Source organism: Sandarakinorhabdus sp. (genome assembly GCF_040398665.1).
Taxonomy (GTDB): domain Bacteria; phylum Pseudomonadota; class Alphaproteobacteria; order Sphingomonadales; family Sphingomonadaceae; genus Sandarakinorhabdus.
Genome location: NZ_JBBATQ010000002.1, coordinates 105,809 through 128,242 on the forward strand (window position 1 = coordinate 105,809; position 22,434 = coordinate 128,242).

Here is a 22,434-nt window from a genome sequence, read left to right on the forward strand (position 1 = left end):
TCGCCTGACCGATGCGTTGCAAGGGCCGGCAGTGATGCCGGCCTTTTTGCTGCCGGCGCAAATCAACTTAGGCACAATTTCGATCAGCCTGAGCGCAAATCCCAATTTCTTCGATGGAACCGTGCCAGCGTAGGGTTTGTTGCAGTGGGAACCGACCCGCGCCAACCGCAGGGAGCGAGCATGAAACGCAATTTCGCATCGATCGTGGCATTGGCCATCGCCAGCATGACCAGCAGTCTGGCCGCCACGGGCGCCGCCGCGCAAACAAACCCGACCGCCAACACCAGCAACCAGTTCTGGTGGCCCGAACTGGTCGATCTGTCGCCACTGCGCCAACAGGCACCGTCGTCGAACCCTTATGGCAGCAATTTTGACTACGCCGCTACGTTCAGCACACTGGACCTGAAGGCGGTGAAGGCCGACATCGCAAAGGTGCTGACCACGTCGCAGCCGTGGTGGCCGGCCGATTATGGCAATTACGGTCCATTCTTCATCCGCATGGCTTGGCACAGCGCCGGCACTTATCGCATCGCCGATGGTCGCGGCGGGGCCGGTGGTGGCCAGCAGCGCTTCGAACCGCTCAGCTCGTGGCCGGACAATGCCAATCTCGACAAGGCGCGTCGCTTGCTGTGGCCGGTGAAGCAGAAATATGGCCGGGCGCTGAGCTGGGCCGATCTGATGGTGCTGGCCGGCAATGTCTCCCTGGAAACCATGGGCTTCAAGCCGTTCGGCTTTGCCGGCGGTCGCCAGGATGATTGGGAAGCCGACAAGGTTTATTGGGGCCCGGAATCCAAGATGCTGGACGACAAGCGTTACAGCGAAGGCCGCAAGCTGGCGAACCCGCTCGCCGCCGTGCAGATGGGCCTGATCTATGTGAACCCGGAAGGCCCGAACGGCGTCCCCGATCCGCTGCTCGCCGCGAAGGACATCCGCGAAACCTTCGGCCGCATGGCGATGAATGATGAGGAAACCGCAGCGCTGATCGCCGGCGGCCACACCTTCGGCAAGGCGCATGGTGCCGCCAAGCCCGACGGCAATGTCGGCAAGGAGCCGGCCGGCGAAGCGCTGGAAAAGCAGGGCATGGGATGGGAAAACAAATATGGCACCGGCAAGGGCGCCGATACCATCACCTCCGGCCTGGAAGGCGCCTGGTCGGCCAGCCCGACCCAGTTCACCATGCAATATCTGGAAAATCTATACGGCAACGAATGGGTGCAGACCAGGAGCCCGGCCGGGGCCATCCAGTGGGAACCCAAGGATGCGGCCAACAAGAAGTTCGTCCCGGACGCGCACCGCGAGGGCGTGTTCCATGCACCGATCATGTTCACCACCGATCTCGCGCTGCGCATGGACCCGGCCTACAAGAAGATCACGCAGGCCTGGCTGAAGAACCCCAAGGGCTTTGAAGATGCCTTTGCCCGCGCCTGGTTCAAGCTGACCCACCGCGACATGGGCCCGCGTGGCCGCTACATCGGCCCGGATGCGCCCAAGGAAGTGCTGATCTGGCAGGATCCGGTGCCGGCCGTCGATCACCCGCTGGTGGTCGAGGCTGACGTGGCCAGCCTGAAGGCCAATGTGCTGGCCAGCGGCCTCAGCGTGCCGGAACTGGTGCGCACCGCCTGGGCGGCGGCGGCGAGCTTCCGCGGCACCGACATGCGCGGCGGCGTCAATGGCGCCCGGCTGCGGTTGGCTCCGCAAAAGGATTGGGCGGTGAACAATCCGGCTGAACTGGCGAAGGTGCTGCCCGTGCTGGCCCGGGTGCAGGCCGATTTCAACAAGGCCGCGCCGGGTGGCCGCAAGATCAGCCTTGCCGATCTGATCGTGCTGGCCGGCAATGCGGCGGTGGAGAAGGCTGCTGGGGATGCTGGCGTGGCCATCAGTTTGCCGTTCACGCCGGGCCGCACCGATGCGTCGCAGGCGCAGACCGACGTGACCAGCTTTGCCGCGCTGGAGCCCAAGGCCGATGGCTTCCGCAATTATTGGACCGCGGACAGCCACTACAACCCTACGCAAGGGTTGATCGACCGCGCCAATCTGCTGGGCCTGACCGTGCCGGAAATGACCGTGTTGATCGGCGGCCTGCGTGTGCTGGATGCCAATGCTGGTGGCAGCAAGGTGGGTGTGTTCACCGCGCGTCCGGGCGTGCTGAGCAATGACTGGTTCGTCAATCTGCTCGGCATGGACACCAAGTGGCAGAAGTCCGCGACGACAGGCCAGTATGACGGTCTCGATCGCAGCACCGGCGCAGCCAAGTGGACGGCCAGCCCGGTCGACCTGCTGTTCGGTTCGCACAGCGAACTGCGCGCCGTGGCCGAAGTCTATGGTGCTGCCGATGGCCATGCCCAGATGGTGCGGGATTTCGCGCACGCCTGGACCAAGGTGATGGCGAACGACCGGTTCGGCCGCTAAGCTGCAAGCATCCAATGAAGGCGGCGGCGCTCCACCCGGAGAGCCGCCGTCTTCTTTACTGGCCGCGCCGGCTCATGAAGGCCAGCCGCTCGAACAGCATCACGTCCGCCTCGTTCTTCAGCAACGCGCCATGCAGCGGCGGGATCAGGGTCTTGGTATCACGATTGCGCAGCACTTCGATCGGCAGATCCTCGTGCATCAGCAATTTCAGCCAATCGAGCAGTTCGCTGGTGCTCGGCTTCTTCTTCATGCCGGGCACTTCGCGCATGTCGAAGAAGATGTTGAGCGCCTCGCCGACCAGCGCGCGCTGGATGTTCGGGTGGTGCACGCGCACGATGGCTTCCATCGTCTCGCGATCCGGGAACTTGATATAGTGGAAGAAGCAGCGGCGCAGGAACGCGTCGGGCAGTTCCTTCTCGTTGTTGCTGGTGATGATCACGATCGGGCGCTGCGCGGCCTTCACCCGCTCACCGGTTTCATACACGTCGAATTCCATCCGATCGAGTTCGGTCAGGAGATCGTTGGGAAATTCGATGTCGGCCTTGTCGATCTCGTCGATCAGCAGCACCGGCAGTTGCGGACTGGTGAAGGCCTCCCACATTTTGCCGCGCCGGATATAATTGTTGATGTCCGACACGCGCGGATCGCCGAGCTGGCTGTCGCGCAAGCGGGACACGGCATCATATTCATACAGGCCCTGTTGCGCCTTCGTGGTGGATTTGACGTTCCATTCGATCAGCGGCGCATCGAAGGCGTTGGCGATCTGCTGGGCCAGCACGGTCTTGCCGGTGCCGGGTTCCCCTTTCACCAGCAGCGGCCGGCGCAGGGTGACGGCGGCGTTGACCGCAACCTTCAGATCATCGGTGGCGACATAACCGGTGGTGCCTACAAAGCGCATGGAACATCCTCTTCTGCGGCCAAGAGTTAAAGTCGGGCAGGTTCGGGCGCAATCCTGTCATTGTGCCAAGGGCAACCGAAATGCCAAAAGGCCGCAACGAATCGCTTGAGGGGTCATACATGAAGCGTTGGTTTGGCTGGGCTGTTGCCGGCTCCATCCTTTTTTCTGCCGTGCCGGTGCTGGCTGCACCGTCGGCGCTCATCCGCTGCGACGGCTATGGCCGCCGTCAGACGCCGGGCGAGCAGGTGGGGCGTGGTTTGCTGGTGCTTGGCACTCTGGGGCTGTTCGGCAGTGCCGAAGCCGACAATCCGGCCGCGCGCGAACCCGGTGACAAGGGCATTGCCGCCTGCACCGAAGCCCTGGCCGACAGCCGCACCACCAGCAATCCGGTGCGCCGCGCCGAGGTATTGTTGATGCGCGGTGTGCGCCAGTTCGAAATGGGCCGGTTCGACGAGGCCATTGCCGATGCGCGCGCCGCCCGTCAGGTCGATCTGACCCCCCTGGTGCGCGCGCATTTCGATCGCAACGTTGGCGCCAGCACCAACGTGTTGGAAGCGCTGGCGCTCTTGTCCCAGAACAAGCAGTCCGAAGCCGAGACGTTGATGTTCAAGGCGGCCACTGCCCGGCCGCAGGGCAATTTCCTGGCCGAGGAGGCGCTGCGGCTGATGGCGTTGACCGCCGAGATCTCGCCAGACGAGCGCCAGTTGCTGGATCGGCAATGGCGGCTGCAACCCAATGTGCGCCAGTCCCAGCATCTGGAAGGCGCCGGCGATTGGAAAGGGGCAGCGGCCAGCCTGACCCAACTCGTGGCGCTGCTGACGAAACCGGGCGTCGTCATTCTGGCGCGCCAAGCCGCCGTGCAGGCTCTGGCCGGCGAATCGGCCGCGGCGCAGACGACTCTGGCTCGCGCCGCGCAGGATATCGATGAACTGGCGGCCAAGGCCGGCGGCACCGATCAGGCCGCGCAAACGGCCGCCCAGCAGGTGGCCCGTGCCGATGAACTGGTGCAATTGGCCAAGGCGCAGTTGGCGCTGAACGCGGGCCAGTTGGAAGAGGCCAAGGGCTATCTGGCCGGCCGGCCGCGCTGGTTGTCACCGGCCGCGCTGACGGCGGCCGTCATCGCCAACGTGCAGGCCAAGGCCGGAGCGGGTGCGGCACCAGGCCTTGATCCGGCCAAGATCCGTACCGATGCTGTCAAGGTGGCGCGGGAAAACCTGACCGGCAAGGGCGTGTTGAATGTGCTGGTGACAATGCTGCCACGCTGGGAAGAGGCCAGCGAGGCCAGCGAGTTCGGCAAGGCGATGCTGCCCACATCCAAGCTGATGCAGCCAAAGCCGGTGCGTGACGGCACCGCAACCGGGATCACTGCATCGCGGACCGCGGCGATCGACACGGCCGCTGAAGCCTTGCTGGTGGCGGCGGCGAAGGCGGCAGCGGCCAAGGGCCAGGATCGCTTTGCCGTACTGGCGCAACTCACCATACCTGGGACAGCGCGGGTCGGCCTGGTCAACCGGTTGAGCATCCTGGAATTTGTCACCCCGGCCGATGCGCTGTTTGCGGCGCAGGCCAGCCGGGCGATCATGGTGGCGGATATCGAGGCCGCGCTGGGCGAAGCCTATCGCGCGCCGCTGCCCGTCAAATGACGCTTCAGCGGTAGGTGTAGGTGACCTGATTCACCTCGCCGCCGCCAAAGCCGAACATCTGGCCCTTGCTCAGCGCGCTCTGACCGGTAAGTCGCGGCCTTCCATTGGGGCCGAGGCCGAAATCAAGTGTCTGCCGGAATTCGGTGACCTTGATGCGGCCACCCAGCTTGAAGGGCTCACGGGCCTTCAGATTGAGCTGGCTGACCCAGGGCTTGCCGTTGGTGGTGGTTATGACGGCCTCACCCGACAGGTGGCTGGAAACATCGTCGCTCTCGCTGCGCACCGAAGCCGCCGGCAGCACCGCAATTTTCAGGATCTTGCGGCCCTTTTCGTCGGTGCTGATCTCGCCCGCGGCGGTCAGCATCGCTGCCAGGCGATGATAGCCCGGCACCGGGGCGTTTACGGTGGCCCTTTGAAAATATCGGCGGTGGGATGATTTGGGCGTGCTGCCGTTCACGCTGACCAGGGTCCAGCCCTTGCCATCCCAACGTTCGATGGTGACGCTTTTCTCACTGCCGAGCGGGCTGTGCTTGGTCGCCGTGGTGGTGCGATCAAAGGCCAGCGCAGCCGGTTCAATGCGGCTTGCTTCGGCGATGATGGCGTCGCGCACCAGCCCCAGATCGGGCGGCGGCGCTGCGGCCACGAGCAGGCCGGCGACGGCCGGCAATAGCGTGCGACGATGGTGGCTCATCTGCAGATGCCTAGCGTTCGCGGCGTTATGCCACAAGTTGCAATGGCATCACGTTCATCGGCCCGGCGCGGATTGGCGAAGGCGTCCCAGCCAATGGCCTCACGACCTTGCTGGGGTGTGAACCGGATGCGATCACCCCAATATCGTGTAGAGGCTTTCGCTGCGGCTGGTACCTGATTTGCCCATCTGCTTGCCGGCGATGACCTGGGTCTGGCGTACCAGCATCGGTCGGCCGCCGACCAGACGATATTCCGAGACCGCCTCGAAACTGTCCAGCCGGGCCATAAACATCAAGCCCAGCGGCTTTGGCAAGGTGATGCGCAGTCGGCTGACAAAGGGCTGCGGCCCGCTGTTGTCGATCAGGGCCTCTGCAACCAGACTGCCGGAAATATCCCTGCCGATGTTGATGCTGCCCTTGGGCAGGCCGTTGACCCGGTAGAACATCCGCCCTTGCGCATCCTGGCTGCGGATGGCGCCGGTGCCGAAATAATCTGCCACCCGATGATAGCCGGGCAGCGGCCGGCCAGCACTGGCCTTGCGATGGCTGGCGATGTCATCGGCGGTTGGCGGTTTGCCATCGACATTGATCAGGGTCAGTTGCTTGCCATCCCAGCGCTCGGTGCGGCTGTGGCTTTCGGTGCGGCTGTCGCCGGCTTCCTGGCCCGACTGTTTCAGGGCGCGTTCCCAGCGGGCACTGGCAGGCGGCACCGCGCGCGCGCCCGCCACGATCTGCTGCAACAGCGGATCAGGAGCAGGGGCCGCAGCAACGACGAGCAGAAACGAAAGGGCGGCAAGGACAAGGCGCATGCCGTGACCTTACCGCCCTTTTTGTGTATTGCAAGAGCAATACACTCAGACGTCGAGGAAGCTGCGCATCTTGCGGCTGCGTGACGGGTGCTTCAGCTTGCGCAGCGCCTTGGCCTCGATCTGACGGATACGCTCGCGGGTCACGCTGAACTGCTGGCCGACTTCTTCCAATGTGTGATCGGTGTTCATGCCGATGCCGAACCGCATGCGCAGCACGCGTTCTTCACGCGGGGTGAGCGACGCCAGCACGCGGGTGACGGTTTCCTTCAGATTGGCATGGATCGCGGCATCCACCGGGATGACGGCGTTCTTGTCTTCGATGAAATCGCCGAGATGGCTGTCTTCCTCGTCACCGATCGGCGTTTCCAGACTTATCGGTTCCTTGGCGATCTTCATCACCTTGCGAACCTTCTCCAGCGGCATGGAGAGGCGTTCGGCCAGTTCTTCCGGAGTCGGCTCGCGGCCGATTTCGTGCAGGATCTGCCGGCTGGTGCGCACCAGCTTGTTGATCGTTTCGATCATGTGCACCGGAATGCGGATGGTGCGCGCCTGATCGGCGATGCTGCGGGTGATGGCCTGGCGGATCCACCAGGTGGCATAGGTGCTGAACTTGTACCCGCGGCGATACTCGAACTTGTCCACCGCCTTCATCAGGCCAATATTGCCTTCCTGAATGAGATCAAGGAATTGCAGACCGCGATTGGTGTATTTCTTGGCGATGGAAATCACGAGGCGCAGATTGGCTTCAACCATTTCCTTCTTGGCGATGCGGGCTTCGCGCTCGCCCTTTTGCACCATGTTGACGATGCGGCGGAATTCGCCCAGGTCGACACCCGTGGTTTCGGCGATGCCGGCCAGCTCGCGGCGGTTCTGTTCAACCGATGCGCCTTCGCTCTGAACGAAGGCCGCCCACTTCTTGTCGATGGCGGCCACACGCGGCAGCCAGCCTTCGGCAAGCTCGTTGCCGACATATTCATCCAGGAAATTCTTGCGGTTGATGCGATGCTTGTCGGCCAGGCGCAGCATGTTGCCGCCCAGCGCCATCAGCCGCTTGTTCTGGGTATAGAGCGATTCAACCAGCAGCTCGATCTTGTTGTTGTTGAAATGGATCGACTGCACGCCGCGCGTCAGTTCCTCGCGCAGCTTCTGGTATTTCTTCTCGTCACCGCCGGCAAAGGCCGGGCCACCATGAATGGCCGACAGGCGAGCTTCCTGCAGCTTCTGGAACTTCTTGTAGGTGCCGGTGATCTCGGCGAATTTCTCCAGGGCGGCCGGTTTGAGCTGCTCTTCCATCTGGCCCAGCGACAGCCCGCCTTCGTCGTCTTCCTCGGCTTCGGCGGCACGTTGCGGCGCCCGGCGCTCGGTGAATTCATCCTCTTCGTCGGCGGCCGGCGTTTCGGCTTCCGGTTCTTCGTCTTCCTTGAACTGCACGGTGGGCAGGTCGCTGCCTTCGGCCACTTCTTCGCCGTCCTCACCCGGAACCTTGGCCAGCATGGCTTCCAGATCGAGGATCTCGCGCAGTTGCATGCGGCCTTCGTTCAGCGCGTTCGACCAATCGATGATGGCGCGGAAGGTCATCGGGCTTTCGCACAGCCCGGCAATCATGGTGTTGCGGCCGGCCTCGATGCGCTTGGCGATGGCGATTTCGCCTTCGCGGCTGAGCAGTTCGACCGCGCCCATCTCGCGAAGATACATGCGCACCGGATCGTCGGTGCGATCCAGCGGGGCCTTGACCACGGCGACCGGCGCCGGCGCCAGATCGCCATCGACGGCTTCCGGTTCGTCCTCGGCCTCTTCGGGGGTTTCCGCTTCGTCGGAGGTGTCGTCGTTCTCGACGATGTTGATGCCCATCTCGTTGATCGACGACATGATGTCCTCGATCTGCTCGCTGGTCATCTGATCCTGGGGCAGGGCCTCGTTGATTTCGTCATAAGTGATGTATCCGCGCTTCTTGGCGCGGGCGATCAGCTTCTTGATCGAGGCTTCGTTCAGGTCGATCAGCGGGGCATCGCCCTCAGCCTTGGGATCGACCGCTTCGTTGGCGCCAGCTTTGGCCATCCGATTTTGCATCCTTGCATCTGGCCGAGGCAGGGACCTGCACCGGCAAAAATCTTCTCACGCACATGGCGAACCGTGCCAACCGAACCGTCTTAACATACAACAGCCCGCCCGCCCGGCTGTTTGCGCGGGCGGAGCAGGTTCAAACTGCCCGCGTATTATACAGGCTCCTTAATCCTCTCGCCGCGATTCCACCAGCTTCATCATCGCTGCGTCAAGCGATTCCATATCCTGGCGCAAGGCCTGCTGCGCTTCGAAATCCGCCTCCGACAGGCTGTGCTGAAACCGCGTCGTGGCTTCGGCCAAACCGGCGAGCAAGGCCGATCGCGCCGTGGCCTGGCGCAGCGCCAGCCCGAAATCCGCATCGGCCACATCTGCCGATGCATCCGCCCGCGTGAACGAGAAAGCCAGCCGGTTCATGGCCTGCACGCGCCGGGCGGTTTCCCCCAACCCGATGCTGTGCAGATGGGCGGCCAGGCCAGCAGATTCAAGGCCCAGCCCGCTGGCCGTTGCCGCCAGCACTTCGGCCAACAGGGCGGCTTCCTCCGGATCGCCAAGCGGCAGCCCGGCCAGGGCGTCGGCATGGGCATCGGCCAGGCTGGGCCGCACCAACAGACCGGCCAGCACGGCGGTGAGCAACGGGTCGCGATCCCTGCTGACCAGCGCCTTCAGCGCCGCCGAGGCGCCGGGCACCGGTGGCTGCCATTTATCGCCGGGCTGGCGCGGCTGCCAGGGCGCGCGCGCCGGGCGCGACAGGAAGGCGGCTTCAAAACGATTGTTGAACTCGGCTTGATACAGGCTGCGCACATCGGGATCGGCGATGCTCGCGGCGGCTTCGCGCAGCCTTGTGCGGGCTTGGGCGCGGCGTTCCGGGATTGCGACCTCCAGCCCGGCGGTCTCGCTGGCCCAGATATGATCGATCAGCGGCACGGCAGCGGCCAGCACGGCTTCGAACGCGGCAGCGCCCCCCGAACGGCACAGATCATCCGGGTCCTGCCCCGGCGGCAGTGTGGCGATGCGCAGCGACTTGCCGGGCTTCAGCAGCGGCAGCGCCCGGCCAGCGGCGCGGGTGGCGGCGCGCAGGCCGGCGCCGTCGCCATCGAAGCAGAGGATGGGTTGATCGACCAGCCGCCAGGCCAGGGCGATCTGGGTTTCCGTCATCGCGGTGCCAAGCGGCGCAACCGCCTCGGCGATGCCCGCATTGGCGAGGCCGATCACGTCCATATAGCCTTCGACGACGATCAGCCGGCCACTCTGGCGGGCGGCCGGCCCGGCGAGATCGAGATTGTAGAGCAGCCGGCCCTTGTCAAACAGCGGGCCATCGGCGGAGTTCAGATATTTGGGCTGCACATCGCCCAGCGCGCGGCCACCAAAGCCGACCACGCGCCCGCGGCGGTCGCGGATCGGGAACATGAGCCGGCCGCGGAAGCGATCGAAGATTTCGCCTTGGTCCGATTTGCCGATCAGCCCGGCTTCGAGCAGCTTGTCGGCCTCCACATCATTGAAGTGGCTGCGTAGCGCCGTGCGACCGTCCAGCGCAAAGCCCAGCCCGAAGCGTTTGGCGAGGTCGGGCGACACGCCGCGCCGATCGAGATAGGCACGCGCCGCCGCACCGGCTTCGCCGGCGAGCTGCGCCTGGAACCATTTGGCAGCGCGTGTCGTGAGCTCGGACAGGCTGTCGGCGACCTTGGCTTTCGCCTGGGCTTCGGGCGAGGCGGCCGGCACTTCCAGGCCGGCTTCTGACGCGAGCTGCTTGACCGCCTCCATGAACGGCATGCCCATATTGTCGGTGAGGAACTTGATGACATCGCCATGCACACCGCAGCCGAAGCAGTGGTAGAAGCCCTTGTCGTCGTTGACGTAGAAGCTGGGGGTCTTCTCGTTGTGGAACGGGCAGCAGCCCTTCATCTCCCGCCCGGCCCGCGTCAGCTTCACCCGCCGCCCGACCACGCCCGATACGGGAACACGGGCGCGCAATTCATCGAGGAAGGCGGGGGAGAGGGTCAACCCAGCGCGGCCTTCACCAGCCCATTCGCCTTGCTCATGTCGAGCTTGCCGGCAAAGCGCGCCTTCACGGCGGCCATCACCTTGCCCATGTCCTTCACGCTGGTGGCACCCAATTCGGCGACCAGCGCCTGGATGGCGGTCATCGCTTCGGCCTCGTCCATCTGCACCGGCAGGAAGCTTTCGATCACGCCGAGTTCGGCGCGTTCGGCATCGGCCAATTCGGCGCGGTTGCCGGCCACATACATCTCGATCGATTCGCGGCGCTGCTTGGCCATTTTCTGCAGCACGTCCACCACAATCAGATCATCATCGGCCGGCGCGGCGCCGGTACGCAATTCGATATCCTTGTTCTTCAGGGTGGAACTGATCAGGCGCAGAGCACCCAGGCGGGCGGTGTCCCGCGCCTTCATGGCGTCGGTGGTGGCGGCTTTGATGGCATCGCGCAGCATGGCGGGTTCCGATCTGAAAATTGCGGGTTGATGTTTGCCGGTCGATAGCGTCTTGAACCGCGAAAGAATAGATTGACGGGCACAGCGGTGGACCTTATCCGCCCGGCCGTTTGCCCGCCTGACAAAAGGAATCACTGCATGGCCGTCGCCAAAGCGCCTGTCCAACCCAAAGGCGCGACTGGCGTTCTCGTGCTGGCCGATGGCAGCGTGATCTGGGGCCATGGCTTCGGCGCCGAAGGGGCCGCAGTGGGCGAGGTGTGCTTCAACACCGCGATGACCGGCTATCAGGAAGTGCTGTCGGATCCCAGCTATGCCGGGCAGATCATCAATTTCACCTTTCCCCACATCGGCAATGTCGGTGCCAACAACGATGACATCGAATCGCCCAACCCGCACGCGCTGGGCTGCGTGGTGCGGGAACCGGTCACGGCGGCGGCCAATTTCCGGTCGCAGCGCCGGTTCGATGATTGGATGCGCGCCTGGGGCCGCATCGGCGTATCGGGCGTGGATACCCGCGCGCTGACCAAGCGCATCCGCGAAGGCGGCGCCCCCAACGGCGTGATCGCCCACAACCGCGCCGGGCAGTTCAACGTGAAGAATCTGCTCAATCAGGCGCGCGGCTGGCCGGGCCTGGAAGGCATGGACCTCGCCAGCGTGATCAGCGCCACGCAGAATTACACGTGGGACGATGGCCTGTGGACGCTGCAGGGCGGCTATGCCGTGCACAGCGGCAACCCGAACGGCCCGCATGTCGTGGCCATCGATTATGGCATGAAGCGCAACATCCTGCGCAACCTGGTCGCCGCCGGCGCACGGGTGACGGTGGTGCCGGCCACCGCGACCTTCGACGAGATCATGGCGCTGAAGCCCGCCGGCATCTTCCTGTCGAACGGCCCCGGCGACCCGGCCGCCACCGGCATCCACGCCGTGCCGACCATCCAGAAGATCCTGAACGCCGGCCTGCCGCTGTTCGGCATCTGCCTCGGCCACCAATTGCTCGGCCTGGCGGTGGGCGCAAAGACGCTGAAGATGACGCAAGGCCACCGCGGCGCGAACCATCCGGTGAAGCGGCTTTCCGATGGCCGGGTGGAAATCACGTCGATGAACCATGGTTTTGCCGTCGACACCGCGACGCTGCCGGCGACGGCGCGGCCGACGCATATTTCGTTGTTCGATGGCACGCTGGCCGGGCTGGAACTCACCGATCGGCCGGCGTTCAGCGTGCAATATCACCCCGAAGCCAGCCCAGGCCCGCAGGACAGCCACTATCTGTTCGAGAAGTTCGTCTGGGGGCTCACGTGAGCGTGGCTGGAGAGGCGTTCACCTCTCCCCTTGGGGAGAGGTCGAGAGACGCCGAAGGCGGCCCGGGAGAGGGGTTGCCCAGCGTCACCACAGCCGGCGCTCACCCCCCCTCCCGGGCCGGCGCTGCGCGCCGTCTCTCGACCTCCCCCCGGCGGGGGGAGGTGATGGAGGCGCAGCGTGGGCGTGCCAAGGCGATGCGGCATCAAATGACGCCGCCAGAGGCCCGGCTTTGGAACGTGCTGCGTGCGGGTCGCTTGAACGGCTGGAAATTCAGCCGTCAGGTGCCGATTGGCATCTATATTGCTGATTTCGCTGCTCGTCGTGAAAAATTCATTGTCGAAGTTGATGGCCAGTCCCATCAACAAACGCACACGCATGACCAGCGCCGCGATCTCTGGCTGACAACCCAAGGTTATCGCGTCCTGCGCATTGCTGCGGCCGACGTGCTCGCCAACCTCGACGGCGTTGCCCGTAGCATCGATCATGCACTTGGCTTGCATGTTGCAAATATCCGGAACAACTGATGCCCAAACGCACCGACATCAAATCCATCCTGATCATTGGCGCTGGTCCGATCATCATCGGCCAGGCTTGTGAGTTCGATTATTCGGGCACGCAGGCGGTGAAGGCGTTGAAGGCGGAAGGCTATCGGATCATCCTGGTCAACAGCAACCCGGCGACGATCATGACCGATCCGGAGCTGGCCGACGCCACCTATGTCGAGCCGATCACCCCGGAAATCGTCGCGCGCATTATCGAGAAAGAACGTCCGGATGCGGTGCTGCCGACGATGGGCGGGCAGACGGCACTGAACACCGCACTGGCGCTGGCCAAGGATGGCACGCTGGAAAAATACAATGTCCAGTTGATCGGCGCCGATGCCGAAGCCATCGACAAGGCCGAGGATCGGCTGAAGTTCCGTGACGCCATGGACAAGATCGGCCTGGAAAGCCCGATCAGCCGCATCGCGCACACCGTGGAAGAAGCGCTGGCGGCGCTGGAGCATGTCGGCCTGCCAACCATCATCCGCCCCAGCTTCACCATGGGCGGCACCGGCGGCGGCATTGCCTATAACCGCGAGGAATTCATCCGCATCGTTACCGGCGGCCTCGACGCCAGCCCGACCACCGAAGTGCTGGTCGAGGAATCGGTGCTGGGCTGGAAGGAGTATGAGATGGAGGTGGTCCGCGACCGCGCGGACAATGCCATCATCATCTGCTCGATCGAGAATGTCGATCCGATGGGCATCCACACCGGGGACAGCATCACGGTGGCGCCGGCGCTGACGCTGACCGACAAGGAATATCAGATCATGCGCAACGCCAGCATCGCGGTGCTGCGCGAGATCGGCGTGGAAACCGGTGGGTCGAACGTGCAGTTCGCGGTCAACCCCAAGGATGGCCGGCTGGTGGTGATCGAGATGAACCCGCGCGTCAGCCGTTCCTCGGCGCTGGCGTCCAAGGCCACCGGCTTCCCGATCGCCAAGGTCGCGGCGCTGCTGGCGGTCGGCTATACGCTCGATGAGATCATGAACGACATCACCGGCGCCACGCCGGCGTCGTTTGAACCGACCATCGATTATGTGGTGACGAAAATCCCGCGTTTCGCCTTTGAAAAATTCAAGGGCTCGGCACCGCTGCTCGGCACGGCGATGAAGTCGGTCGGCGAAGTGATGGCGATCGGCCGCAACTGGCAGGAAAGCGTCCAGAAGGCCCTGCGCGGGCTGGAAACCGGCCTGACCGGCTTCGATGAAGTGCCGGAACTGGTCGGCGCGTCGATCGAGGAAATCGAAGCGGCGCTGTCGCAGCCGACCCCCAACCGCCTGCTGGTCGCCGCGGACGCGCTGCGCGCCGGGATCAGCGTGGAGCGCATCCACCAGATCGCCAAGTTCGAACCCTGGTTCCTGCGCCAGATGCAGGAACTGGTCGAGGCCGAAGCCGGCGTGAAAGCCGGCGGCTTGCCCAGCGAGGCCGCCGACTTGCGCCGCCTGAAATCCATGGGCTTTTCCGATGCGCGTTTGGCGCAGTTGACGGGGCGCAGCGAAGCCGATGTCTCCGCCGTCCGCCGTGCGCTGAATGTGCGCCCGGTGTTCAAGCGCATCGACACCTGCGCTGGCGAATTCGCCGCCAAGACGCCGTACATGTACAGCAGTTACGAAGCGCCGAGCTTCGGCGAACCGGAATGCGAAAGCGCGCCCAGCGCCGCGCGCAAGATCGTCATCCTGGGCGGCGGGCCGAACCGCATCGGCCAGGGCATCGAATTCGATTATTGCTGCTGCCATGCCTGCTTCGCGCTGGGCGACGCCGGGTACGAGACCATCATGGTCAACTGCAATCCGGAAACCGTCTCCACCGATTACGACACGTCGGACCGGCTGTATTTCGAGCCGCTGACCGCGGAAGACGTCCTGGAAATCCTGAATGTCGAACAGCGCAATGGCGAGCTGGTCGGCGTGGTCGTGCAGCTTGGTGGGCAGACGCCGCTGAAGCTCGCGCAGGCCTTGCAGGATGCCGGCATCCCCATTTTGGGCACCAGCCCGGACAGCATCGATCTGGCCGAAGACCGCGAGCGTTTCGCCGCGCTGATCACGGAACTTGGCCTGAAACAGCCCGACAACGGCATCGCCCGCAGCGCCGAAGAGGCGTTGAACGTGGCCGAAACCATCGGCTATCCGGTGCTGATGCGGCCATCCTATGTGCTGGGCGGGCGCGCCATGGAAATCGTCGACAACCGCGCCCAGTTGGAAACCTATATCCGCGAAGCCGTGGTGGTGTCGGGCACGTCGCCGGTGCTGATCGATCGCTATTTGCGCGATGCCATAGAGGTTGATGTCGATGCCGTGGCCGATGGCACCGACGTGCATGTGGCCGGCGTGCTGCAACATATCGAGGAGGCCGGCGTGCATAGCGGCGACAGCGCCTGTTCGCTGCCGCCGTATAGCCTGCCGGACGACATCATCGCCGAAATCGAGCGGCAGACGGCCGTGCTGGCCCGCGCGCTGAAGGTGACCGGCCTGATGAACGTCCAGTTCGCCGTGAAGGACGGCGATGTCTATCTGATCGAGGTCAATCCGCGCGCCAGCCGCACGGTGCCGTTCACGGCCAAGGCCACCGGCATTCCGGTTGCCAAGATCGCGGCGCGGGTGATGGCCGGCGAAAAGCTCGCCAGTTTTGATCTCAGCCCGCGCAATGTCGGCTATCATATCGCCGTGAAAGAAGCGGTGTTCCCGTTCGCGCGCTTCCCCGGCATCGATCCGGTGCTCGGCCCCGAAATGAAATCCACCGGCGAAGTGATGGGCATTGATGTCGATTTCGCCACTGCCTTTGCCAAGAGCCAGCTCGCCGCCTCAACAAGGCTGCCCGAAACCGGCAACGTGTTCATTTCGGTGAAGGACAGCGACAAGCCGCAGATGATCGACGCGGCGCGCGATCTGGTGACGATGGGCTTTGGCCTGGTCGCCACCGAAGGCACGGCCGCCGTGCTGTCAGCGGCGGGCATCCCCGTCACGATGGTCAACAAGGTGGCCGAAGGCCGGCCACACATTGTCGATCGTATCAAGGATGGCGATATCGCCTTGATTTTCAACACCACCGAAGGCCGGCAATCGTTGACCGACAGCCAGTCGATCCGCGCTTCGGCGCTCTATGGCCGCATCCCGTATTTCACCACGGCACCGGCCAGCCGGGCGGCCGTGGCGGCCATTGCTGCGCTGCGGCGACAACCGCTTGAAGTGCGGCCGCTTCAATCCTATCATCGTATCCCCTGACACACTCGTATGTGGTGTGCCATTGCTCTGCCGGATCTGCATGAGCAGGTGCGGGCAGCGTTTTGAACCGATTTGCAGGATGTGACAAAAGCCATGGCGACGTTGGAAAAGGTGCCGATGCTGCCAACCGGACACCAGTCCCTGTTGGTGCAGTTGAAGCAGCTGAAGGAAGTGGAGCGGCCGGCGGTGGTGCAAGCCATCGAGGAAGCGCGTGCCCACGGCGATCTTTCGGAAAATGCCGAATATCACGCCGCCAAGGAACGTCAGGGTCAGATCGAAGCCCAGGTGATCGAATTGGAAGACATGCTGGCGCGTGCCATCGTGATCGATCCCAAGACCCTGTCTGGCGACAAGGTGGTGTTTGGCGCCACCGTGCATCTGCAGGATGAAGACGACAAGCCGGTGACCTACCAGATCGTCGGCCAGCATGAAGCCGACGTGAAATCGTCACGGATCAGCTTTTCCTCACCGCTGGGCAAAGCCTTGATCGGTCGCCTCGTTGGCGACGAAGTTGAAGTCCACACGCCGTCGGGCGACAAATATTACCAGATCGATCGCGTTGAATTCATCTGAACTTGGCGTGGCGGCGCGCGTGGAACCGTATCTGACACGCGTGATGCTGCTGGCCAATCTGGGGGTGGCGGCGGCCCTGTTTCTGGCCGGGCCGGCGATCAACCAATCCGTGTTGCTGCACTATGGCCTGGTGCCGCTGCGCCTGACACTAGCACTGGATGGCAATGCAGCGCTGCTGCCGGCGCTGGCCAGCCTGGTCACCCACCTGTTCCTGCATGGCGGCTGGCCGCACCTGGCGATGAACATGATCATGTTGCTGGCCATGGGCAATTTGCTGGAACCCATCGCAGGGGCACGGCGGTTGGGGCTGCTGTATCTGGCCGGCGGGCTGGCATCGGCGCTGGCCGAATGGGCCATTCATCCGATGAGCATGGTGCCGACCGTCGGCGCATCGGGGGCGATTTCAGCCTTGATCGGCGCACAGGCGATGCTGGGCGGGCAGGGCCCCCAGGGCCCGTTGCTGCGCGGGCTGGGGCTGGCGGCGGCGTGGATCGCCTTCCAGTTGCTGGCTGGGCTGGTGATGAACGGGCCGGGATTTCAACTGGCAATCGCCGGCCATATCGGCGGGTTCCTTGCCGGGTTGCTCTTGGCGCAGACTTTGATCAGGCCGGCTGCGTTTCGCTGAACGCGGTCGCCGACGGGCTGAACCCGTCATCAAATTCCTGATTGAGAAAGAGCCGCCGCAGCCCGACACCCGGCCTTGGCTTTTGCCACTCTTGACGATTCCGGCGGGATTGGGCGTTGGAGAGTCGTCCAAAACCATAAATGACAAGCATCCCGGACGAGGTCATCGTGACAGAACCGCCATCGGCACGAATCCCACGCCGAGCCATGATGACAGAATCAGTCCGTGTAGGACATTTGTTTGCCGGGCCGCGCTCAATCCACCGGAACGCCCGGCCGTGACAGCGATGTGCGGATCACGAAGCTCGTCTTGACGCTTTCGACGTTGGGCGCCGGGGTGAGTTCGCTGGTCAGGAATTTCTGGAATTCCTGCAGATCGTGGGCGACCACCTTCAGGATGAAATCGATCTCGCCGTTCAGCATATGGCATTCGCGCACCTGGGGCAGGGCGGCGATATGGTCTTCGAAGGCGCGCAAATCCGCTTCGGCCTGGCTTTTCAGGCTGACCATGGCGAACACGGTGATGCCATAGCCCAGCGCCACCGAATCGAGATCGGCGTGATAGCCGCGGATGACGCCGCCTTCTTCCAGTGCCCGCACGCGGCGCAGGCAAGGCGGTGCGGTCAACCCGGCGCGGGTGGCCAGATCGACATTGGTGACCCGGCCTTCGGCCTGCAGATGGCGCAGGATCACGCGGTCGATATCGTCGATCGGCAAACGCGAGCGGTGGACCAAGAGCAATACTCCAAGCTTTACGGGCCGGTATTGATAACATTATTTCACGAGCGCGCAAGATGCAGGCTGATATCCGGCCTGATTCGGCAAGCCCGGCCGCTTTGGGGCCGCCGGACTGGAAATGCTGGCAAATCCGGTTAAGTCAGGTTCCATCGCTGCGCGGCCGCGCGCGCCCTTTCGGAGATTCGGTTGAATGACTGCCCCCGCCACGAGTTTGCGCCATACCAAGTTGCTGATCATCGGTTCCGGCCCCGCCGGCTATACCGCCGCGGTTTATGGCGCGCGCGCGCTGCTGGCGCCGGTGTTGCTGCAGGGCCTGCAACCGGGCGGGCAGTTGACCATCACCACCGAAGTGGAGAACTGGCCGGGCGATACCATGGTGATGGGGCCCGATCTGATGCTGCGCATGGAGGCGCAGGCGCGGCATGCCGGCGCAGAGATCATCACCGATATTGTCACCGGCGTCGATCTGTCGAACCGGCCGTTTGCCGTGCAGACCGACAGTGGCCAGGCCTGGACGGCGGATACGCTGGTGATTGCCACCGGCGCCCAGGCGCGCTGGCTGGGGCTGCCCGGCGAGACGCGCTATCGCGGCTTCGGCGTGTCGGCCTGCGCCACCTGCGACGGGTTCTTCTTCCGCGGCAAGACGGTTGCTGTGGTTGGCGGCGGCAACACGGCGGTGGAAGAAGCGCTGTTCCTAACCAAGTTCGCCAGCAAGGTGCATCTGATCCACCGTCGCGGTGAACTGCGTGCCGACAAGACCAACCAGGCGCGGTTGCTGGAGAACCCCAAGGTCGAGACGCATTGGTACAGCGAAGTCGCCGATGTCCACGGAACGGACATGCCGTTGAAGGTGGAAGCCATCACGCTGGCGGACACGCGCGACGGCAGCACGCGGCCGTTGCCGGTCGATGGCCTGTTTGTCGCCATCGGCCACGTGCCGGCGACCGCGCTGTTCGAAGGGCAGGTCACGATGGACGATGAAGGCTATGTGATCACCGCGCCGGACAGCACCGCGACCAGCATCCCCGGTGTGTTCGCCGCCGGCGATGTGAAGGACAAATTGTACCGTCAGGCGGTGACGGCGGCCGGCATGGGCTGCATGGCGGCGTTGGAAGCAGAGCGGTTTCTGGCGCACGGATGATGCAATGATCGGCACCTTCCTGCGCTGGTTTTTCGCGCCCTTCGTGCTGCTGGGTGTGCTGGGCGTGATGTTCGGCCACGCGGGGCTGCTGGCGAAGATCGTCGCCGGTGTCGTCGGTTGCATCGTGATCGGCGGGGGGCTGCTGGCGCTGGCGTCGCACGGCAGGAGGGGGTGAAGTCGGCCATGGGCCTCGATTGGGAAAAGCTGCGGCTGTTCGATACGGTTGCCGAAGCCGGCAGCTTCACCGAAGCCGCGCGGCGCCTGCACATGAGCCAGCCGGCGCTGTCGCGTCAGGTGGCGGCGCTGGAGGAAAGCCTGGGCGCCAAATTATTTCATCGCCACGCCCGCGGCCTCGCCATGACGCATGAAGGCGAGCAGTTGCGCGCCGCCACCGCCGACATGCACGAGCGCATCGACAAGGCCGCACAAGCCATTGATGCCAGCCGCGATCGCCCCACCGGCACCATCCGCCTCACCACCACCGTCTCCTTCGGTTCCACCTGGCTGGCGCGCCAGCTTGGTGATTTCCTCGATCTTTATCCAGATATCAGTGTGCATCTGATGCTCACCGATGCCGATCTCGATCTCGCCAAGCGCGAGGCCGATGTCGCCATCCGTTTCCACCGCCCGTTTCAGTCGGAGCTGATGCAGCGCCCGCTGGCCGAGATCCGCCACCATCTGGTCGCCAGCCCTGAGTATATCGCCCGCCACGGCGAGCCGCAGACCGTGGCTGATCTCGATCATCACCGGCTGATTGCCTATGGCGATGCTGCGCCAGACTATCTGAAGGGCATCAACTGGATCCTCGAACTCGGCCATGAAGGCCATCCCCGCGTAGCCGCGCTGACCATCAACAACAGCCACGGCGTGTTGCAGGCGGTCGAAGCTGGTGCCGGCATCGCGGCCTTGCCGACCTATCTGATCCGGTCATCCGGCCGGGTGAAGCTGGTGCTGCCGCATGTGGAAGGCCCGCTGTTTCGTACCTTTTTCACCTATCCTGCTGAATTGCGACGCAGTTTGCGCATCGCGGCGCTGCGCGATTTCCTGCTGGCCCGGATGACCAACGCCGCGCTGGACATGTAGCGTCATTATGTCGCCATGCACTGAGTGCATGGCTGCACAGCTTTTTTGTGCACTGCAATATAATCCGCCATCGCCTAAATAGAGGGTGTCGCCGCGATAGCGGTAACGCCGGGCCCGCTGCTCTCCCCTCCTTGCAGCGCTCCCGGCCGGCTGGCTGCCTCTCCCCCCTGCGGCAGCCGCCAGCCCGGACCGCGCCTCCTCCCCCCCTGGCGCCTTCCGGGCCATATCGAAGGGCCGGGTGCCGAACAGGCACCCGGCCCTTTTTTTGCCTGTGCGACCACCCGCCATCTGGCTGCGACGGCGCGGCCTTCCCAAATCACCATCCATCGGCTAACCGCGAACGTCCCGGGTCGGGGCCTGTAGCTCAACGGTTAGAGCTGGCCGCTCATAACGGCTAGGTTGGGGGTTCGAATCCCTCCGGGCCCACCGGTGTTGGAAGGACAGATGTTGGGCGTATCGGTGGATGAAGCGGCTGGTGCAGAACAGGACCAGCGACCCCGTGCCAACTGGAAAAGCTGGGCTGGTGCCGCGCTGGGCCTGGTGGTGCTTGGCCTCGCCGCCTGGGGGCTGAACAAGATCGCGGGCCAGGTCACCATGGCGCAGGTGATGGCCGAGATCCAGGCGACGCCGCCGCATCTGATCGTCTTTGCTGCCAGTTCCACCGCCTTGTCCTATGTTGTGCTGATTGGTTACGATTGGTTTGCCACCCGCCATCTGGGTTACAAGATCGGTTGGCCGACCCTGGCCGCTGCCAGCTTCTCCAGCTTCACCATCAGCCACACGCTGGGGGTCACCGTGTTGACCGGCGGCACCGTCCGCTATCGCATCTATACCCGCGTCGGCGTCCGTGCGGCTGATATTGCCATGATCGTGCTGTTGTGCGGCTGGACCTTCTGGCTGGGCATCATCTTCGTGGCTGGGCTCGGCCTGATCGTGGCGCCCGATCTTGCGGCGCCGATCCGCGCCTGGATGCCGCCGCAGGCCGAGGAATGGACCGGCGCGCTGCTGCTTGGTGGCGTTGCGGCCTACACGGTGTTGACCAGCTTGTGGAAGCACGAGTTCAAATTGTGGCGCTATCGCTTCGCACTGCCCGACGGCAAGCAGACGCTGCAACAGATTGCCATCGGTACCCTCGATCTCGCCCTTGCCGGCGGCGCGCTCTACATCCTCCTGCTGCCGGTGGCCGGCGTGCCCGATCTGCTGACCTTTCTGGTCATCTATGCCGTTGCCATGGTCTCCGGCGCGTTGGCGCATGCGCCGGGCGGGCTGGGCGTGTTCGAACTGGTCGTTGTCGGCCTGATGCCTGAAGCCGAAAAGGCCGGCGTGCTGGCTGCGGTGGCGCTGTTCCGCATCCTGTATACCTTCATCCCGTTCACATTGGGCTCCAGCCTGTTTGCGATCCTGGAATTGCGCGCGCTCAGGGCAGCCCGCGCTGCCCAGACAAATGCTGCAATGCAAGCCGCTGCGCCAGTTTTGCCCGCCAATAGCCACTGAGGCCAGGCAGCAGCGCCAGTTCGGCCAGTTCTTCAACCCGGCCCGACTTGCCGGCCGCAATCGGCGTGAAGCGGCTGATCGGCCAGGCCGGGTTGGGCCGATCGATCACGTCATGCCTGTCCCCGGCGGCCACCGCGCCCGGTTCCAGCACGCGGAAATACCAGCCGCAGCGCCCGGATCTTGCCATGGCCTTCACCACCGCCTTGGTGCCGATCGCGATGGCAAAGGTGCTGCACGGTTCGCGGATCTGCGCGATCTGCAAGGTGGCGGTGCCACAGCGCACGACATCGCCCAGGCACAGCATCGATTCATCAAGGCCATCGATCACCAGATTCTCGCCCATCGCGCCGGCCACGAAGCGTTCGGCAATGGCCGGAAACTCTGTTGCCCACGTCGCATAGCCGGACAGCGGATAGGCATAGACGGCTTTTTCCGGGCCACCGTGGACGCGCGGGTTGCCGACCTGATCGCCGGCGAGGCCCAGTTCCTGCACCGCGACGCTGCCGTTCACCGGCTGGCGGCGATAGGCCGAGGGGAAGGGGGCGCCGGCCAGCGGCTGCGGGCGGCCGATGCGCAACTGCGCGATTATTCCGCTTGCGATCATGGCCGTTATCCCTGAAGCTTCAATTCCTGCTCAACAAGCTGAAAGGAGGTGATCCAGTGTCTCATTGCTTCATCATTGGCGCAAACGCGCTGGTGGCCACAGTCAAGGTTGTGGCGTTCTGAACACCAGACACCGGCCTTTTGCGAC

General features: G+C 64.1%; 19 protein-coding genes and 1 tRNA gene. 12 read left to right on the top strand and 8 right to left on the bottom strand.

Features of this window, described 5'->3' with window-relative positions; genetic code table 11:
• Positions 1-180 precede the first annotated feature (180 nt).
• Positions 181-2,409, top strand: coding sequence for a catalase/peroxidase HPI (gene katG, locus ABWP22_RS03285; protein WP_353198518.1), 2,229 nt, complete (start codon positions 181-183; stop codon positions 2,407-2,409).
• Positions 2,410-2,464: 55 nt separating this feature from the next.
• Here the strand turns inward: katG and ABWP22_RS03290 are convergent, their stop codons facing one another.
• On the bottom strand, positions 2,465-3,307 hold the full coding sequence (locus ABWP22_RS03290; protein ID WP_353198519.1) for an AAA family ATPase: 843 nt from the start codon (positions 3,305-3,307) through the stop codon (positions 2,465-2,467).
• Positions 3,308-3,426: 119 nt separating this feature from the next.
• Between ABWP22_RS03290 and ABWP22_RS03295 the strand changes: the two genes are divergently transcribed.
• Complete coding sequence (locus tag ABWP22_RS03295) at positions 3,427-4,950, top strand: hypothetical protein (RefSeq protein ID WP_353198520.1); 1,524 nt, start codon at positions 3,427-3,429, stop codon at positions 4,948-4,950.
• 4 nt (positions 4,951-4,954) lie between these two features.
• On the opposite strand, the gene ABWP22_RS03300 is transcribed toward ABWP22_RS03295, so the two are convergent.
• The 5 genes from ABWP22_RS03300 to ABWP22_RS03320 all read right to left on the bottom strand — a co-directional run bounded on the left by ABWP22_RS03300 (position 4,955) and on the right by ABWP22_RS03320 (position 10,962).
• Entirely contained in the window at positions 4,955-5,641 is a 687-nt protein-coding gene (locus ABWP22_RS03300; protein WP_353198521.1) for a hypothetical protein, read from the bottom strand.
• A 132-nt stretch (positions 5,642-5,773) separates the two neighbouring features.
• Positions 5,774-6,448 (bottom strand): hypothetical protein, encoded by a 675-nt coding sequence (locus ABWP22_RS03305; RefSeq protein WP_353198522.1) that lies wholly within the window; start codon positions 6,446-6,448, stop codon positions 5,774-5,776.
• A 45-nt stretch (positions 6,449-6,493) separates the two neighbouring features.
• Positions 6,494-8,506: an RNA polymerase sigma factor RpoD gene (gene rpoD / locus ABWP22_RS03310; protein WP_353198523.1), complete on the bottom strand. Its 2,013-nt coding sequence runs from the start codon at positions 8,504-8,506 to the stop codon at positions 6,494-6,496.
• A gap of 171 nt (positions 8,507-8,677) precedes the next feature.
• Positions 8,678-10,513 carry a DNA primase gene (gene dnaG / locus ABWP22_RS03315; RefSeq protein WP_353198524.1) on the bottom strand — a complete coding sequence of 612 codons (1,836 nt, stop codon included), beginning with the start codon at positions 10,511-10,513 and terminating at the stop codon, positions 8,678-8,680.
• Positions 10,510-10,962 carry a GatB/YqeY domain-containing protein gene (locus tag ABWP22_RS03320; protein WP_353198525.1) on the bottom strand — a complete coding sequence of 151 codons (453 nt, stop codon included), beginning with the start codon at positions 10,960-10,962 and terminating at the stop codon, positions 10,510-10,512. The genes dnaG and ABWP22_RS03320 overlap by 4 nt, the downstream gene beginning before the upstream one ends.
• Positions 10,963-11,100: 138 nt before the next feature.
• On the opposite strand from ABWP22_RS03320, the gene carA reads away from it, so the two are divergent.
• From carA to ABWP22_RS03345, 5 genes are all read left to right on the top strand, one after another.
• The gene (gene carA / locus ABWP22_RS03325) at positions 11,101-12,264 is read left to right on the top strand and encodes a glutamine-hydrolyzing carbamoyl-phosphate synthase small subunit (protein WP_353198526.1); all 1,164 of its coding nucleotides are present in this window, start codon (positions 11,101-11,103) and stop codon (positions 12,262-12,264) included.
• 164 nt (positions 12,265-12,428) lie between these two features.
• Positions 12,429-12,788, top strand: a complete 360-nt coding sequence (locus ABWP22_RS03330; protein WP_353198527.1) for an endonuclease domain-containing protein — start codon at positions 12,429-12,431, stop codon at positions 12,786-12,788.
• The gene (gene carB, locus ABWP22_RS03335) at positions 12,788-16,030 is read left to right on the top strand and encodes a carbamoyl-phosphate synthase large subunit (RefSeq protein WP_353198528.1); all 3,243 of its coding nucleotides are present in this window, start codon (positions 12,788-12,790) and stop codon (positions 16,028-16,030) included. The genes ABWP22_RS03330 and carB overlap by 1 nt, the downstream gene beginning before the upstream one ends.
• Before the next feature lie 93 nt (positions 16,031-16,123).
• Positions 16,124-16,603, top strand: coding sequence for a transcription elongation factor GreA (gene greA / locus ABWP22_RS03340; RefSeq protein WP_353198529.1), 480 nt, complete (start codon positions 16,124-16,126; stop codon positions 16,601-16,603).
• Between the two features lie 19 nt (positions 16,604-16,622).
• A complete protein-coding gene (locus tag ABWP22_RS03345; protein WP_353198530.1) occupies positions 16,623-17,228 on the top strand; it encodes a rhomboid family intramembrane serine protease in 606 nt (201 codons plus the stop codon).
• Positions 17,229-17,482: 254 nt separating this feature from the next.
• Here ABWP22_RS03345 and ABWP22_RS03350 read toward each other — a convergent pair whose 3' ends face one another.
• Entirely contained in the window at positions 17,483-17,962 is a 480-nt protein-coding gene (locus tag ABWP22_RS03350; RefSeq protein WP_353198531.1) for an Lrp/AsnC family transcriptional regulator, read from the bottom strand.
• A gap of 193 nt (positions 17,963-18,155) precedes the next feature.
• Between ABWP22_RS03350 and trxB the strand changes: the two genes are divergently transcribed.
• From trxB to ABWP22_RS03375, 5 genes are all read left to right on the top strand, one after another.
• Entirely contained in the window at positions 18,156-19,106 is a 951-nt protein-coding gene (gene trxB / locus ABWP22_RS03355; RefSeq protein WP_353198532.1) for a thioredoxin-disulfide reductase, read from the top strand.
• A gap of 4 nt (positions 19,107-19,110) precedes the next feature.
• A complete protein-coding gene (locus ABWP22_RS03360) occupies positions 19,111-19,281 on the top strand; it encodes a hypothetical protein (protein WP_353198533.1) in 171 nt (56 codons plus the stop codon).
• Positions 19,278-20,189, top strand: coding sequence for a LysR family transcriptional regulator (locus tag ABWP22_RS03365; RefSeq protein WP_353198534.1), 912 nt, complete (start codon positions 19,278-19,280; stop codon positions 20,187-20,189). The genes ABWP22_RS03360 and ABWP22_RS03365 overlap by 4 nt, the downstream gene beginning before the upstream one ends.
• Positions 20,190-20,542: 353 nt before the next feature.
• Positions 20,543-20,615: transfer RNA gene (locus tag ABWP22_RS03370), tRNA-Ile, on the top strand.
• Between the two features lie 18 nt (positions 20,616-20,633).
• Positions 20,634-21,683 (top strand): lysylphosphatidylglycerol synthase domain-containing protein, encoded by a 1,050-nt coding sequence (locus ABWP22_RS03375; protein ID WP_353198535.1) that lies wholly within the window; start codon positions 20,634-20,636, stop codon positions 21,681-21,683.
• Here ABWP22_RS03375 and ABWP22_RS03380 read toward each other — a convergent pair.
• A complete protein-coding gene (locus ABWP22_RS03380) occupies positions 21,607-22,287 on the bottom strand; it encodes an MOSC domain-containing protein (RefSeq protein WP_353198536.1) in 681 nt (226 codons plus the stop codon). The genes ABWP22_RS03375 and ABWP22_RS03380 overlap by 77 nt on opposite strands.
• Positions 22,288-22,434: the final 147 nt, after the last annotated feature.